This window comes from Agrobacterium deltaense RV3 (assembly GCF_900013505.1).
Taxonomy (GTDB): Bacteria; Pseudomonadota; Alphaproteobacteria; order Rhizobiales; family Rhizobiaceae; genus Agrobacterium; species Agrobacterium leguminum.
This window is the reverse complement of record NZ_LT009746.1, coordinates 1619701-1633146: the sequence shown is the minus strand read 5'-3', so window position 1 is coordinate 1633146 and position 13446 is coordinate 1619701. Positions and strand designations below refer to the sequence as shown.

The window sequence follows — 13446 nt, the reverse complement described above, 5'->3', positions numbered from 1 at the left end:
CTTGTTTTGGCCGACACCGTCCGTCATGCCGGGCTTGACCCGGCATCCAGCGCGATCAAGTCCTTGATCGCAATATAGTCTCTGACCGCGCAGACGCGCGGTCGCTGGATTCCGGCTCAAGGCCGGAATGACGGAAGATGTCATTTGACCCGACTATAGCGGCACCTCAAACGCGCTTGAAGCCCTCGCTCGCCACCAGCAGCTGCCTTGTATAATCCGCGCTGAATTCCCGGCTTTCCAGCGCCTCGGCCTCCAGCATTTCCACCACCCTGCCGCTTTTCATCACCGCAAGGCGATCGCACATATGGCTGATGACGCCGAGATCGTGGCTGACCATGACGAAGGTGAGATTGCGGTCCTTGCGGGCCTGTTCCAGCAGGTTGAGGATTTCCGCCTGAATGGAGGCGTCGAGCGCCGAAGTCGGCTCATCCAGCAGCAGGATTTTCGGCTCGACGATCAGCGCACGCGCAATGGCGATGCGCTGGCGCTGGCCGCCGGAAAGCTGGTGCGAATAACGGAAGCGGAAGCCGGAACCGAGGCCCACCTCGTCCAATGCCCGGGCAATGCGCTGCTCGCGATTGTCTAGACCGTGGATGACCAGCGGCTCGAGCAGCAGCGCATCCACCGTCTGGCGCGGGTGAAGCGAGCCATAGGGGTCCTGAAACACCATCTGCACGTCGCTATAGAAGCTCTTGTCGCGGTGCTTGCCGGTATAGGAGCGTCCGGCCACCATCAAGGAGCCTTCATCGAAATGGTTGAGGCCGGCAATGGCGCGCAGCAGCGTCGATTTGCCGGAGCCGGACTCGCCGACGATGCCGAAGGATTCACCCTCTGCCACATCGATGCTGACGCGGTCGAGCGCGATGTAACCGTCGAAATCGACCACCATGTCGCGAACGGAAAGAACTGAACTCATGCGCGCCACTCCGGCTTACGTTCCAGAACCGGCAGCGGATGCCGGTGGCCGCCGATTTCCGGCAGGCAGTTCAGCAGGCCCTGCGTATAGGGATGTTTCGCTTCCTTCAGATTGGCGGAAGACAGCTCTTCCACCACCTTGCCGGCGTACATGACGAGAACACGGTCGCAGAAAGAGGAGACGAGCCTGAGATCATGGCTGACGAAGATCAGCCCCATGCCACGGTCGCGCACCAGCTTGTCGAGAATGTCGAGCACTTCCAGCTGCACCGTCACGTCGAGCGCCGAAGTGGGTTCGTCGGCGATCAGCAGTTCGGGGCCGCAGACCAGCATCATGGCGATCATGACACGCTGGCCCATGCCGCCCGAAACCTCGTGCGGGTAAAGATCGAAGACACGCTCGGGATCGCGGATCTGCACGGCTTCCAGCATGGCGAGCGTGCGCTGGCGCGCCTCGCCGCCGCCGATCTTTTCATGGGTGCGCAGGGTTTCCATGATCTGGCGGCCGATGGTCATGACCGGGTTCAGCGAATATTTCGGGTCCTGCAGGATCATGGCCATGCGCTTGCCGCGCATGATCCGCCGCTCTTTTGCAGACGCCTTGAGCAGATCAATATCGCCGAAGCGCAGCGCATCCGCCTCGATGCGCGCGTTTTTCGGGGTCAGTCCCATGATGGCGCGGCCTGTCTGCGATTTACCCGAGCCGGATTCGCCGACGATGCCGAGACGCTCGCGCCCGAGCGTGAAGGACACGCCGCGCACCGCCTCCACCAGCCCGGTGCGGGTGGGGAAGGACACGCGCAGGTTCTGAACGGTCAGAAGCGGCGCACTCATTGGCCCGCCTCCTTGGGGTCCAGCGCATCGCGCAACCCGTCGCCCAGGAGATTGAAACCGAGGCTGACGATGAGGATCGCCACGCCGGGCATGGCCGCGACCCACCATTGGTCGAGAATGAAGCGGCGGCCGGAAGCGATCATCGCGCCCCATTCCGGCAGCGGCGGCTGTGCGCCGAGACCGAGGAAGCCGAGGCCTGCGGCGGTAAGGATGATGCCCGCCATATCCAGCGTCACGCGCACGATGAGCGACGACAGGCAGAGCGGCATGACGTGTTTCAGCACGATACGGAAGGGCGACGCGCCCATGAGCTTGACCGCGGCGATGAAATCGGAATTGCGGAAAGTCATGGTTTCGGCGCGCGCGATGCGCGCATAGGGCGGCCATGAGGTGAGCGCGATGGCGAGCACCGCGTTTTCGATGCCCGGCCCAAGCGCCGCGACCAGCGCCAGCGCCAGAACGAGCTTCGGAAAGGCAAGGAAGATATCGGTGATGCGCATCAAAACCGCATCCACCCAGCCGCCGGCATAACCGGAAACCGTGCCGACGATGAGGCCGACGGGGGCTGCGATGATGGCGACCAGAAGCACGACGAAAAGCGTCAGCCGCGAACCGTGAATGAGGCGCGAGAGAATATCGCGGCCCTGATCGTCGGTGCCAAGCAGATAACCTTCCGTGCCGGGCGGCAAAAGCCGGGCATTGCGCAGATCGCCCTGCACCGGGTTATGCGGCGCCAGAACATCGGCAAACAGCGCCACGAACAGCAGCGCGATGATGATGCCGAGCCCAAGCAGCGCCAGACGGTTTTCCGAAAAGCGCCGCCAGATGACATAGGCGCGGCCAAGCCGCGCCTGCCTGCGCGAGGCCGGCCGGTCGGAGAGCAGCCATTCGCGGCTATAGGGTTTGATCGTATCGGTCGAAAGGGTCATCGGCTGCGCGTCCTTGGATCGAGCGTCCGGTAAAGCAGATCGGAGAAGAGATTGATGCCAACGAAGATGGCGCCGATCACGATCGTGCCGCCGAGAACGGCATTCATATCCGCATTCTGCAGGGAATTGGTGATGTAGAGGCCAAGCCCCGGCCAGGCGAAGATGGTTTCGGTGAGCACCGAACCTTCCAGCAGACCGGCATAGGAGAGTGCAATCACTGTCACCAGCGGCACGGCGGCGTTGCGCAGCGCGTGGAACCAGATGATGCGGGTTTCCGAAAGCCCCTTGGCGCGGGCCGCGACGATATATTCCTGGCTAAGCTCGTTCAGCATGAAGGAGCGCGTCATGCGGCTGATATAGGCCAGCGAAAAATAACCGAGCAGACAGGCCGGCAGGATGATGTGGCGGAAGAGATCCCACAACACGTCCCATTGCCGCTGCCAGATCGCGTCGATCAGGAAGAAGCCCGTGACCGGCGTGAAGGTGAATTCATAAACGATATCCATGCGGCCGGGATAAGCCACCCATTGCAGCCGGGCGTAAAACACCAGCAGCGCCAGAAGGCCGAGCCAGAAGATCGGCACGGAATAACCGATGAGGCCGATGACGCGCACCACCTGATCGGCAAAGCTGCCACGCTTGACAGCGGCAAGCACGCCAAGCGGAATGCCGAAGACGGCGCCGATGATAGTGCCGAGCGTGGCGAGTTCTATCGTCGCCGGAAACACCCGCTTGATATCCTCCATCACCGGATTGGTGGTGAGGACGGAGGTGCCGAAATCGCCCGATAGCGCCTGTTTCAGATAAAGGAAGAACTGCTGCCAGAGCGGCAGGTTGAGGCCGAGCTGCTCACGCACCCGCTCGACCACATGCGCAGGCGCACGGTCGCCGACGATCGCCAGCGCAGGATCGATCGGCACGACGCGGCCAATGAAGAATGTGACCGCCATCAGCCCCAGAAAGGTGGTGATGACGGTGACGGCGAAGCCGAGAACGGCTTTCACGCGGGCATTGGCACCGCGTTTGCCGTGCCTCGCCCTGCTGTTGCTTTCAACCATGCTCAAGAGACCGATCCTTCCGGATCATTCCTTGGAAATGGTGTAGACGAAGTTGGTGTCGAAGCTCGGTCCGAGCTTCAGGCCCTTCAGCTTGGCGGAATATCCTGCCACTTCCGTCTGCTGGAAGATGATGACGAAGGGACCCTTCGCCAGAACTTCCTTCTGCAGGTTTTCATAGATGGCGGCGCGCTTGGCGCTGTCCTTCTCCAGAAGCGCCGACTGGGTTTCCTTGGTCAGGTCAGGAACGTCCCAGGCATTGCGCCAGGCGAGCGTCTTGTTCTTGCCCTCGTCGGAATTGTCGTAGTTGATGGTGAAGGTTTCCGCATTCGAGTTCGGGTCGAAATAGTCCGAACCCCACTGGCCAATGTAGATATCATGCGTGCGGGCGCGATATTTGGTCAGCGTCTGCTTGCCGTCGCCGGGAATGATTTCCAGCTTGATGCCGGCCTGCGCCAGCGTCTGCTGCACGCTTTCGGCAATGCCGGTTACCGGCTGTGTGTTGCGCACATCCATGGACACGGTGAAGCCGTCCTTCAGGCCGGCCTTGGCGAGAAGCTCCTTCGCCTTGGCGACGTCCAGCTTGTAGGGGTTCTCGTCAAGCGCGCCGAGCTGGCCCTTCGGCAGGAAGGTCTGGTGAACTTCGCCGATGCCCTTGATGATCGTCGCGCCGATGGCGTCATAGTCGACCAGATATTTGAAGGCTTCGATGACTTCGGGCTTCTTCAGGTTCTCGTTTTTCTGGTTGAGGCTGAAATAATAGACGGTGCCCTTCGGCGCGGAGGTGACGGCAAGGCCTTCCTTCTTGGAAACGGCTTCCATGTCGCCCGGCTCGAGGTTGCGGGCCACATCGATATCGCCGTTTTCAAGCGCCAGGCGCTGGCCCGAGCTTTCCTTCATGTGGCGATAGACCACACGCTTCAGCTTCGGCTTCTCGCCGTAATAATTCGGGTTGGCTTCGAGGATCACCGCCTCGTTGGCCTTCCAGCCGAGGATCTTGTAAGGGCCGGAACCGGCATAGCCAGTCTTCAGGAACTCGTTGCCGAAATCGGTATCGTATTTGTAATCGGCGCTCGGCGTGACCGACTTGGCCTTTTCCGTCACGAATTTCTTGTCGACCACCGAAGCGACGGTTGCGGTCAGCACGTTCAGCACGAAGCTCGGCGCATAGGGCTTGTCGACCGTCAGAACGAATGTGTTCGCATCCGCAGCCTTCGCCTTTTCGGTGACGTTGTCACCGCTGAGACCGAACTGCGTCAGCAGGAATGCCGGCGACTTGTCGAGCTTCACGGCGCGTTCGAAGGAGAAAGCCACATCATCGGCCGTGACCGGATTGCCCGACGCGAATTTCAGGCCGGATTTCAGCTTGAACGTATAGGTGAGACCATCGTCGGAGGTCGTCCAGCTTTCGGCCAGATCGCCGATAACCTTGGACGTGTCGTTAAGATCGATGGAAACCAGCTTGCTGTAGGTGTTGCCGGTAACTTCAGCTGCGGAAAGTTCGAAAGCCTCGCCCGGATCGAGCGTGATGATGTCGTCGATGGCGAAACCTTCGACCAGCGTATCGGCCGGCGTTGCGGCAAAAGCATGGGGCGCGGCCAGCATCATCAGCGACAAAGCGGCGCTGGTGCTCAGAATACGCATGGATTTGTTGAGCGATTTGATCATAGGATCTCCCCTTTTGTTATAAGCTTGATTTGGTTCGCTTCAGCTCTTCTCAGGCCGCCTCGTGCCAGGCCTGAGACAAAACACGCAGCCAGTTTTCCCGGCATATTTTAGCAAGTTCTCCATCACCGTAGCCCGCCGATTTCAGCGCCGCAACCAGATTGTGATTGCCGCTCGCATCGGCAACGCCGACGGGTATCGTCGCGCCGTCGAAGTCCGATCCCAGCGCCACGCAATCAATGCCCATGCGCTCCACCATGTAATCGATATGGCGCACCATGTCGGAAAGCGGCGTATCGGCAATGTCCCGCGCATCCGCGCGCAGCATGGTCACGGCATAATTAAGCCCCACCAGCCCGCCGCTTTCCCTGATGGCATCCATCTGCCTGTCGGTGAGATTGCGGGCGACGGGGGTAAGCGCATGTGCGTTTGAATGGCTGGCGATCAGCGGCTGGTTGGTGGTCTTCGCCACATCCCAGAAGCCTTTTTCGGTGATGTGCGCGAGATCGATGAGAATGCCGAGCCTGTTGCATTCCTTCACCAGCGCAAAACCGGCATCGGTGAGGCCGGGCGCCGTATCGGGAGACATGGGGTAAGAGAACGGAACGCCATGGCCGAAGATATTGTGCCGGCTCCAGACCGGGCCGAGCGAGCGCAGGCCGGCGGCGTAAAACACGTTCAGCGCATCGAGATCGGCGTCGATCGCCTCGCAGCCCTCCATATGCAGCACGGCGGCGAAGATATCCTCGGCAAAGGCCTTGCGGATATCGGCCGTGGAGCGGCAAAGCCGCCACGCGCCGGCGCGGTCGAGCCTCAGCGCAATCGCCGCCTTTTCCATGGCGATATCGAGCGAAGGCTGGCGCTCCAGTGGGGAGGCGAGCGGCGTGTTGTAATGGCCGCTTTCATCCGGTTCCTGCAAGATGAGATCGCCGGAGGGAATATAGATCGCGCAGATGCCGCCGCCGAGACCGCCTGCCCTTGCACGCGGGCCGTCTATATGGCCTTCGCGCGTGCCGTTCCTGAATTCGGCCACCGGATCGGCACCGGCCTTGCTGTTGCGCCACAACCGAAGCAGCACATCATTATGACCGTCGAATACTGCATGCATGGGAAGAAATTCCAGTCATCGGAAAGAACAAAACGGGGGCGGGCAGACGCCGGGATGACACCGCGCGAAAGCAAACCGGCGCATTGTTCGCCGACCGCTATTGTCTGTCGGGGGCGATCTTAGGACGATCTCTTCGAGCTTCGCAAGACACAAATTAGGCAGCGGTGAAATTATCACCACTTGCCTTTTGCCGGAATTTGCGCTTCGTCAGGTGCGCCAGCCGCCTTCCGCTTTGGTGAGTAGCGGCGTTGAAAAAACACCCCTCACTCGCTCCGGCCATTCCGGCCCGAAAGCGGCGATTTTTTCCCGCCAGCGATCCGATTGCAGCATGGCCGCGCCGATGACGGCGGGCCGAATGCCGGAGGCGGCGAGAAGGGAAAGACCCGCTATGATGGAGCTGCCGCTGGAGATGACGTCATCCACCAGCGCCACCCGCCGGTTCTCGATGAGCGGCAGCATGCGCGGATCGATATAAAGCCGTTTTTCCTGCCTTGTGGTGATGGAGGACATCGGCACCGACAGTTCCTCCAGATACCAGAATTTGCGTGAAGTGCCGAGCGGCACGTAACGGGAATGGCCAAGATGGCGGGCAACGGCGGCCGCAAGCGTCAGGCCGAGCGTCGGCAGGCCGATAACGACATCCGGCTTGAAGGGAAGAAGCTTTGCGGCAAGATCGGCGGCCAGCGCCTCCAGAACCTCAAAGGAAGCCTGGTTGACGATGAGCGATGCAAGCGCGTGCTCTCCGTCCGCAAGCGGCCGTATGGGCAGACAGATCTGCCTTCCATCATCCAGTTCCGCCGGAAAGAATGTGGAATATGCGCCTGCTGTTTCGAAGCTCCGGGGCGGATGGATCTGCTGCCAGAACTCATGCGGCGCGGAGGGAGACGGGGCGATGGCGGGCGATGCTGGTGACGGCATCTGTTTTCCTTTCAGAACAGGGATGGCGCATGGCGGAGACGGTTTTCGGCCACGCCAATCCCGTTCGGCAGATTCATCATTTTAGCAACCACAGAGACGCTGCGGGTTCATTTCATTGGCTTTTTCCGTTAGAAGAGAAAAAAGCAACAGGCATTTGGACAAACCCACCTATGACGCGGGTTTTTCCCACATTCAAGGACAAGCTTCCCATGAGACTGCTGGACCGGATCGGCGAGGACCTGCCATTCCTGACGGAACTCCGTCATGATCTGCACGCGCATCCGGAACTGGGTTTCGAAGAGGAGAGAACGAGCGCCATCGTCGCCGATCTTCTCGAGCGCGCCGGGCTGAAGGTGAATCGCGGTCTCGGCGGCACCGGCGTGGTCGGCACGCTGCAGGTGGGCAACGGCACGCGCAGCATTGGTCTTCGCGCAGACATGGATGCCCTTGCCATGCCTGAGGTTCCAGACCGCCCCTACAAATCGAAATTCCCCGGCAAGATGCATGCCTGCGGCCATGACGGCCACACCGCCATGCTGCTGGGTGCGGCGCGTTATCTGGCAAAGACCCGCGATTTTTCCGGCACCGTGCATTTCATCTTCCAGCCGGCCGAAGAAGGCCGTGGCGGCGCAAAAAAAATGGTCGAGGACGGGCTTTTCGAGCTGTTCCCCTGCGATGCGGTCTATGGCCTGCACAACATGCCGGGGCTGGGCATCGACGAAATGGCGGTGGTGGAAGGACCGCAGCTTGCCTCGTCGGACAGTTGGCGCGTCACCTTCAAAGGCGTCGGCACCCACGGCGCCAAGCCGCATCTCGGTCGCGATCCGGTAACGGCGGCCGGCACCTTCCTCGCCTCGCTGCAAACTATCGTCGGCCGCGTGGTCGACCCATTGCAGCCGGCCGTCGTCAGTGCCTGTTCGGTGCAGGCAGGCGACCCCAAGGCACTTAATGTGATCCCAGATCTCGTCGAAATCGGCGGTACCGCGCGCGCCTATGCGCCTCAAGTGCGAGACCAGCTGGAGGCGGAAATCGGCAGGCTGGCCAAGGGCACGGCGGCGATGTTCGGCATCGAAGCAAGTTATGAGTTCATCCGCCGGATTCCACCCGTCATCAACGAGGCGGATGCGACGAAACGGGCGCTGCGCGCCGCAAGAACCGTCTTCGGCAACAGGACCCGCAACGCCTTCCCGCCCTCGACCGCCGGCGACGATTTCGCCTTCTTCGCAGGCGAAGCGCCCGGCTGCTATGTCTGGCTCGGCAACGGTCCGGCGGTGGATGGCGCGCTGCACCACAACACCTCCTACGACTTTAACGATGCGGCCATCGTGCCGGGCGTGGCGTTCTGGGCGACGCTGGTGGAGCAGGAACTGGCGGCGGAGTGAAAGTGGCCTTTCCGGCACAGCTTTCAGATGTGAAGCGTCCGATCAATAATCGCCCCGCGGCATCGGGGCGAAACAATACTGCTTACGCGCAATAATTCTACCCCATATACATCGACATCCAATAGACTCAACCGTTTATTTAGTATACATACACGGTATAGTCGCATTTGTTATTTATTTCCGGTCTAATTTTTCAAACGGGCAAGCATCATGACGAGACTTGTTGTGCCAAAAAGTGCGATCAACGGGCGTCTGGCCTCCAAGTCGCTAAAAAACCTGCCGCCTGACGATTATCGCGACCGTCTTATCAAATATATTCCGGCAGAGTCCGTGGCCCTATATGTTGCAGTCGATAAAATGGTCAATTCCCATTACGGGTTGAGCATGCTGACGGCGGACAGCGTCGTCCCCACGCAGGCCGTGATCGTCAGCTGGGCAATTCTCGCCCTCGGCATCATCGGTACTCCGATCTATCTCTACCGCCGTAAACTCTCGGGCCAGCCATGGGTCTTGAATGCCATCATCTCCACCATCGCCTTCGTGCTCTGGGCCTATACGCTGAGCGGCTCCGTCTTTCTCGTCCACCAGTGGTACAGCGTTTTCGCGGCCGGCCTGCTCGCGCCAATCTTCACCTTTGTGGCCGGGTTTTTCGAACCCAAACCGGAGTAAGCGGCCATGCCGACCTATGAGGACCTGCGCGCCTATTTCGACGCTTCCGAAGCCATGACGCAATTGGCACGGGCGGCCTCGGAAATCCCCATCGTGCATGGCTTCACCCTCGACGTGGATCCGTTATGGATGCTGCTTTACGATATAGAAGATGGCGTCTTGCCGGAAGGCGAACGCTACCGGTATGAGTATCTTCTCGACGGTCGCCCTTTTCGCGACTGGTGGAGATTGCCCCTCGCTTTTCCGGAATGGCCGTTCCAGACGCCCTATCAAGGATATAGGCGCCGCGACCTCAAGCGCAACGTTTCGCTGTGGGACGCGATCCCGCGCCCAACGAGAAGCGGTCCTGTCGTGATGACCATCGTTTACGGTCCACTCAAGACCCCGGCAAAAGCTGCGCCCGAGTCTCTGGAGGACGGTAGCGACATTGCGGCGCTTCGCCAATTAACCGCTCTCATTAATGGGAGTGTCGCTTCCGCCCGGATAGAGGAACGTCCAAGGGCAAGGCTTGCCTTTGCGGCCGGCGATGAAATCACCACCAGCGCCGGCGAAACCGGCACCTATGGCGGGACGCTGACCAACGCGCGCAAAAAACAATACGGCATGACCTGCGCCCATGTCGCCAACACCGGCGACGATATTTTAGATGTATCGGGAAAACGGATCGGCACGGTGATACATCATACCAAGCTCCATCCCTTACCGGCGCAGACGGTCTGCGATCCTGTGGTACTGCCGATACCCAATCCCTATCCCGGCAACGATCCGCCTGTGAATATGTTCGACTTCTCGCTGATCGAACTGACCAAAGCACCGGCAGCGTCTTCATTGGGCGGGGTGGCCGCCAGCCTGACGCCGGGGCAAAACGTGACCCTCAGGGGCAAAAGCGGCACCTATAAGTGCAAGCTCGGCTCGCTGGCGATCAGCTACGCCTTCACGGACGGCACCTCGACCTATTGTTTTCGCGACCAGATCGAACTCAAGCCGCAGCCCGTCATCCCGATCGGCGGCGCGCTCGGGCATCTCGTCACGCCCATGCCGACGCAGGGCGATTCAGGCGGCTGGGTTCTGACGGACGATGCGACACCGCTCTGGGCCGGCGTGTTTTTCGGCGAGGATGGCAGCCGGGGTTATTGCTCGCGCGCCAGCTGGGCGCATGACTGGGCCGAAAAGCAGGTAGGCGGCTCCCTCTCTGTTTAACCGCCGCTCGCCTGAACCCATTCACAGGGTCGGAAAAGAGCGCGCAGTAAACGCCTGCGCTCACCCCACCACCGAAATCACCGGGCTTTCCATCACCCTGCCCGTCAACACATCGGCAATGCCCATATCTGTCTGGTGCGGGCCGATATTGCAGGCGAGTGTGGCGCCGAAGCAGGCCTTGAAGACGAGATAGGGCGGCTGCCATTCCACCAGCCTGCCGACGGCTTCGCGCAATTCTTCGAAAGCCTTTGCCACGTCGTCAAGCGGGGCATCGGAAACGAGGCCGGAAAGCGGCAACGGGAGAAGTGCGGTCACCCTGCCTTCGGAAGCGACAGCCATGCCGCCGCCGGCCTTTATCACCGCATTTGCGGCGAGCGCCATGTCCTCCGCATTACCGCCGAAAACGGTGAGGTTGTGGCTGTCATGCGAGACGGTGGTGGCGAAGGCGCCGTTCCAGTTTCCCCAGCCGGTGAGAAAGCCGGTTCTGGTGATCGGCTCGGCCATGCCGTGGCGATGGGTGACGGAAATCATCGTGGCGCCCTCAGGGGGAACGACGAAACCGTCCTTCACCTCGGCTTCCGCCTCGCCCCATTGCGTGAAGCGCGGGCGGTCGATGGTGGCGAGGCGCACCTTCGCGCCCTCGGAGGCAACCCGGAAATCATCGGCTGCGCGCAGCGGCAGCTTCATCGAGCCTTCGAGCGCTGTCGCATCGCAGGCCGGAAAGTCGACGAGCATATGCCCGCCTTCCGCAACCGCCCTGCCCTCGGCCAGAACGTGGCGGGCGGCAAAACCGCTCAAATCCTCAAAGACGACGATATCGGCGCGACGGCCGGCGGCGATGAGGCCGAGATCGGCACGGCCGAGCCTTTGCGCGGCATTGAGCGTTGCGGCGCGCAGCGCCCATTCGGGCTTCAGGCCATAACGGACGAGGCGGCGCACCACATCGTCAAGCCCACCGCCTCGTAGCAGATCATCGGGGAAGACGTCGTCGGTGCACAACGTCACCGTCTGCGGCAGGTGGCCGAGCGCGTTCAGCGCTTCCACGAATTCCGGCAGCAGGTGATCGTGCGAGCCGCGCAGCTCAATGGTCAGTCCTGCCCGCAGTTTCGCCATCAGGTCTTCGCCCGAGACCAGTTCGTGATCGGAAGAAACGCCCGCCGCCATGAACGCGTTGAGATCGGTATCTTTCAGGCCGCGTGCATGGCCGCAGACCAGCTTTTCCGAGGCAAGCCCGGCCTGCACGATGCCGCTCATGCGCGGATCGCGCTCGATGACGCCGCGCATGTTCATGATTTCCGCGACACCGCCGACCTGCGGCCACGACAGGATATCGGCAAGAATGGCAGCGTCGAAATCCGCCCCGCCGCGCTCCAGCCCGGGTGCGGAAGGCACGCAGGAGGGCGCGAGCAGAATGGCGCGCAGGGGCAGGTTTTCGATGGATTTCGCCGCCCAGCGTACCCCTTCCACACCATGCACATTGCCGAATTCATGCGGGTCCCAGACGATGGTGGTGACGCCACGGGCAACCACAGCCGCCGCATAAGCGGCCGGTGTGACCATCGAGCTTTCGATATGCATATGTGTGTCGATGAGGCCGGGTGAGATATAGGCGCCTGCCGCATCGATGATCCGTGCGGCATCGCTGCGGCTTGCCCGCTCGTGCACGCTGGCGATCAGAGCGCCGACGATGCCGATATCGGCGGCGCGAAGCTCTCCCGTTACCACATCCACCAATGTTCCGCCGGTGATGAGGACATCGAAAGGCGCATCGCCGCGTGCGGCGGCGACCGCGCGGCTGCGCAGCGCATCATCGGTGAGATCGGCAGGCTCGCGTGTCGGAAAGTTCGCGCTCATCGGGCGGCCTCCCGGCGCAACGCCTCGAGAATCGCCGTCTTTGCACCCTCGGCATCCACCGTTTCGGCGAAATGCGCGTTGAAGGCGTGAGCTTTCTCAGCGCGCGTCTCGACCACGGTTCGCCCGCGCGTCAGCGTCGCCTGAAGCTCGACATCGATCCGCGCATGACGCCAACCGATGAGACCGGAGACGAATGCGACGGCGGCAACGGGATCGTAAAGCGCCATGGCAGCTCTGCCACGGCTGGTGGCGATGCCGATGAAACCTTCCAGCAGATCGGCGATCAGCCCGGCATTCTTGCCGCCGGCATTGCGGATCGGCAGCACATCGGCCGGCGAGGCGGTAACTTTGCGGCAGGCGTCCAGATCGACCATGCGCAACGGCAGGCCGTGGGAGAGCACGATGGCCAGCGCTTCCGGATCGGCAAAGGCGTTGAATTCGGCCGATGCCGTGTGGTTGCCGCTGGTCACGCCGCCACCCATCCAGGTGAGATCGGAAATTCTGGCGGCAAGATCAGGCCGGGCAAGGCAAAGCGCGGCGATATTGGTGAGTGGGCCGAGTGCCAGAATGCGCTTCTCACCATCACCCTCCAGCCAGTTGCAAAGGGCGGCAAAGGCATCGCTTTTCGGCAAGACCGGCGCATCCGGCAAGTTTTGGCCGACGGTCGGAATGCCGTTATCGCCCAGAATGCATTGCGCGGTTTCGAGTGCGCCCAGCACCGGCATGGCGCGGCCCTGATGGATCGGCATCGACCAGCCGAAGGCTGAGACGGCGCCTGCGGCATTGCGGCAGACGGCCTGAAGTGTCGCGTTGCCGAAGACCAGCGAAATGCCGTCGATGGCAAGGCCCGACGATTGCACCACCATGATGGCGGCGATATCGTCGAAGCCCATATCGGTATCGATCCATACACCCAT

At 61.4% G+C, this 13446-nt stretch carries 12 protein-coding genes; 3 read left to right on the top strand and 9 right to left on the bottom strand.

Features of this window, described 5'->3' with window-relative positions; genetic code table 11:
* Positions 1-166: 166 nt before the first annotated feature.
* The 7 genes from AGR7B_RS21855 to AGR7B_RS21825 form a co-directional block, all read right to left on the bottom strand.
* Positions 167-916: an ABC transporter ATP-binding protein gene (locus AGR7B_RS21855; RefSeq protein WP_080858207.1), complete on the bottom strand. Its 750-nt coding sequence runs from the start codon at positions 914-916 to the stop codon at positions 167-169.
* A complete protein-coding gene (locus tag AGR7B_RS21850) occupies positions 913-1749 on the bottom strand; it encodes an ABC transporter ATP-binding protein (RefSeq protein ID WP_080857873.1) in 837 nt (278 codons plus the stop codon). The genes AGR7B_RS21855 and AGR7B_RS21850 overlap by 4 nt, the downstream gene beginning before the upstream one ends.
* Entirely contained in the window at positions 1746-2678 is a 933-nt protein-coding gene (locus tag AGR7B_RS21845; protein WP_080857872.1) for an ABC transporter permease, read from the bottom strand. Before AGR7B_RS21845 ends, AGR7B_RS21850 begins: the two co-directional genes overlap by 4 nt.
* Positions 2675-3742: an ABC transporter permease gene (locus AGR7B_RS21840; protein WP_080857871.1), complete on the bottom strand. Its 1068-nt coding sequence runs from the start codon at positions 3740-3742 to the stop codon at positions 2675-2677. The genes AGR7B_RS21845 and AGR7B_RS21840 overlap by 4 nt, the downstream gene beginning before the upstream one ends.
* 18 nt (positions 3743-3760) lie before the next feature.
* On the bottom strand, positions 3761-5401 hold the full coding sequence (locus tag AGR7B_RS21835) for an ABC transporter substrate-binding protein (RefSeq protein WP_065655285.1): 1641 nt from the start codon (positions 5399-5401) through the stop codon (positions 3761-3763).
* Between the two features lie 49 nt (positions 5402-5450).
* Positions 5451-6506 carry a dipeptidase gene (locus tag AGR7B_RS21830; RefSeq protein ID WP_080857870.1) on the bottom strand — a complete coding sequence of 352 codons (1056 nt, stop codon included), beginning with the start codon at positions 6504-6506 and terminating at the stop codon, positions 5451-5453.
* Positions 6507-6713: 207 nt separating this feature from the next.
* The gene (locus AGR7B_RS21825) at positions 6714-7424 is read right to left on the bottom strand and encodes a phosphoribosyltransferase (RefSeq protein WP_080857869.1); all 711 of its coding nucleotides are present in this window, start codon (positions 7422-7424) and stop codon (positions 6714-6716) included.
* Between the two features lie 209 nt (positions 7425-7633).
* Between AGR7B_RS21825 and AGR7B_RS21820 the strand changes: the two genes are divergently transcribed.
* The 3 genes from AGR7B_RS21820 (at position 7634) to AGR7B_RS21810 (ending at position 10675) form a co-directional block, all read left to right on the top strand.
* The gene (locus AGR7B_RS21820) at positions 7634-8806 is read left to right on the top strand and encodes a M20 aminoacylase family protein (RefSeq protein ID WP_162934225.1); all 1173 of its coding nucleotides are present in this window, start codon (positions 7634-7636) and stop codon (positions 8804-8806) included.
* 210 nt (positions 8807-9016) lie between these two features.
* Positions 9017-9475: a hypothetical protein gene (locus AGR7B_RS21815; RefSeq protein WP_078053243.1), complete on the top strand. Its 459-nt coding sequence runs from the start codon at positions 9017-9019 to the stop codon at positions 9473-9475.
* 6 nt (positions 9476-9481) lie between these two features.
* Entirely contained in the window at positions 9482-10675 is a 1194-nt protein-coding gene (locus AGR7B_RS21810; RefSeq protein ID WP_078053244.1) for a hypothetical protein, read from the top strand.
* Between the two features lie 60 nt (positions 10676-10735).
* Here the strand turns inward: AGR7B_RS21810 and AGR7B_RS21805 are convergent, their stop codons facing one another.
* Complete coding sequence (locus tag AGR7B_RS21805) at positions 10736-12529, bottom strand: adenine deaminase (protein ID WP_080857867.1); 1794 nt, start codon at positions 12527-12529, stop codon at positions 10736-10738.
* Positions 12526-13446, bottom strand: a complete 921-nt coding sequence (locus AGR7B_RS21800; RefSeq protein WP_065655281.1) for a nucleoside hydrolase — start codon at positions 13444-13446, stop codon at positions 12526-12528. Before AGR7B_RS21800 ends, AGR7B_RS21805 begins: the two co-directional genes overlap by 4 nt.

Excerpts from the sequence above, each read along its gene's own strand:
- AGR7B_RS21855 (WP_080858207.1), bottom strand. The coding sequence starts at position 916 with ATGAGTTCAGTTCTTTCCGTTCGCGACATGGTGGTCGATTTCGACGGT.
- AGR7B_RS21850 (WP_080857873.1), bottom strand. The coding sequence starts at position 1,749 with ATGAGTGCGCCGCTTCTGACCGTTCAGAACCTGCGCGTGTCCTTCCCC.
- AGR7B_RS21845 (WP_080857872.1), bottom strand. The coding sequence starts at position 2,678 with ATGACCCTTTCGACCGATACGATCAAACCCTATAGCCGCGAATGGCTG.
- AGR7B_RS21835 (WP_065655285.1), bottom strand. The coding sequence starts at position 5,401 with ATGATCAAATCGCTCAACAAATCCATGCGTATTCTGAGCACCAGCGCC.
- AGR7B_RS21830 (WP_080857870.1), bottom strand. The coding sequence starts at position 6,506 with ATGCATGCAGTATTCGACGGTCATAATGATGTGCTGCTTCGGTTGTGG.
- AGR7B_RS21825 (WP_080857869.1), bottom strand. The coding sequence starts at position 7,424 with ATGCCGTCACCAGCATCGCCCGCCATCGCCCCGTCTCCCTCCGCGCCG.
- AGR7B_RS21820 (WP_162934225.1), top strand. The coding sequence starts at position 7,634 with ATGAGACTGCTGGACCGGATCGGCGAGGACCTGCCATTCCTGACGGAA.
- AGR7B_RS21815 (WP_078053243.1), top strand. The coding sequence starts at position 9,017 with ATGACGAGACTTGTTGTGCCAAAAAGTGCGATCAACGGGCGTCTGGCC.
- AGR7B_RS21810 (WP_078053244.1), top strand. The coding sequence starts at position 9,482 with ATGCCGACCTATGAGGACCTGCGCGCCTATTTCGACGCTTCCGAAGCC.
- AGR7B_RS21805 (WP_080857867.1), bottom strand. The coding sequence starts at position 12,529 with ATGAGCGCGAACTTTCCGACACGCGAGCCTGCCGATCTCACCGATGAT.
- AGR7B_RS21800 (WP_065655281.1), bottom strand. The coding sequence starts at position 13,446 with ATGGGTGTATGGATCGATACCGATATGGGCTTCGACGATATCGCCGCC.